The 1,558-nt window shown below is 65.0% G+C and carries 2 protein-coding genes; one reads left to right on the top strand and one right to left on the bottom strand.

What is annotated here, in order from left to right; genetic code table 11:
• Positions 1-1,257, top strand: a 1,257-nt coding sequence (locus tag WBF82_RS19905) for an FAD-binding oxidoreductase (RefSeq protein ID WP_424384659.1), incomplete at its 5' end; no start/stop codon positions are given.
• A gap of 119 nt (positions 1,258-1,376) precedes the next feature.
• On the opposite strand, the gene WBF82_RS19900 is transcribed toward WBF82_RS19905, so the two are convergent.
• The coding region (locus tag WBF82_RS19900; RefSeq protein ID WP_424384658.1) for a hypothetical protein at positions 1,377-1,558 on the bottom strand (182 nt) is incomplete at its 5' end.

The raw sequence follows: 1,558 nt of genomic DNA, 5'->3' as shown, positions 1-1,558 counted from the left end.
GCCAAACCGGCTACCGCCGAACAGGTAGCGCAGCTACTCAAAGCGGCCGCCGAGCACAAAGTTCCAGTGACGGCCCGCGGGTCCGGGACCGGCTTGTCGGGCGCGGCGATCCCGCGCGACGGCGGGCTGGTGATCTGCTTCGAGCGGATGAACGCGGTCCTGGAGGTCGATACGACCAACCAGGTCGCCGTCGTCCAACCCGGGGTGACTCTCACCGAACTGGACGCCTCGACCGCCGACACCGGGCTGCGCTACATGGTCCATCCGGGCGAGCTATCCTCCAGCGTCGGTGGCAACGTCGGCACCAACGCCGGCGGGATGCGCGCGGTCAAGTATGGGATCGCCCGCCATAACGTGCTCGGGTTGCAGGCGGTGTTGCCGACCGGCGAGATCATCCGCACCGGCGGCAAGATCGCCAAGGTGTCCACCGGCTACGACCTGACCCAGCTCATCGTCGGCTCCGAAGGCACCCTGGCCTTGGCCACCGAGGTGACCGTCAAGCTTCATCCGCGCCTCGACCACAGCGCCACCGTGCTCGCCCCGTTCGCCGACTTCGACCAAGTCATGGAGGCAGTACCGAAGATCCTCGCCAGCGGGCTGGTGCCCTACATCCTCGAGTACATCGACAACATGACGATGGCCGCACTCGTTCATACCCAGAACCTGGAGCTCGGGATTCCCGACAAAGTCCGCGATAGCTGTCAGGCGTATCTCGTTGTGGCGCTTGAGAACCGCACTGCGGACCGACTCGACGAGGATGTCGAGCGGGCCGGTGAGCTGGTCGCCGAGCTGGGTGCCGTCGACGCCTACGTGCTGGAAGGAGGCTCAGCACGCAAGCTGATCGAGGCGCGCGAAAAGGCGTTTTGGACGGCAAAAGCGATCGGCGCAGACGACATCATCGACACCGTTGTGCCGCGCTCCGCGATGCCGAAATTCCTTTCCGCCGCACGCGATCTGGCCGCGACTGCGGGAGCTGCCGCAGCCGGCTGCGGGCACGCGGGCGACGGCAACGTGCACTTGGCCATCATCTGCAAGGACCCGGAGAAAAAGAAGAAGCTGATGACCGACATCTTCGTGCTGGCAATGGAATTGGGCGGCGCAATCTCCGGCGAACACGGTCTTGGTCGGGCCAAAACTCCGTACTTCCTCCAGCTCGAAGACCCGGTCAAGGTCGACCTCATGCGCCGCATCAAACAAAGTTTTGACCCGGCGGGCATCCTCAACCCCGACGTCCTCTTCACCGCGGAAGAAGCCTAGTCCGTCTCCGAATGATCTGGCCGTCCCCGGGCCCCCTCTCCCCGGGGGCGGCACGTTCTTCGCTGGGCGGACACCGCCTTGGCGCGCAATCCCGACTAAACCGAATGCCGAGGGAAGCGTTATGCCGCGAGGCCAGCGGCCCAGGCGTGAACCTGGGCATCACTACCGACGATTTGTGTCTTCATCGTCATGGAGGGCGCGTAGAGCGTGCCCACCCAACGCCCCATCTCAAAGTCCACCCGCAGCACCCCACCGTCGGGCAGTCTGTAATGCCCACTGCGCATCGCTGTGCCCATTGGCC

This window comes from Mycobacterium sp. (genome assembly GCF_049673265.1).
Lineage (GTDB): Bacteria > Actinomycetota > Actinomycetes > Mycobacteriales > Mycobacteriaceae > Mycobacterium.
Note: the sequence above shows the minus strand (reverse complement) of the source record. Positions and strands in the feature narration are given on the sequence as shown.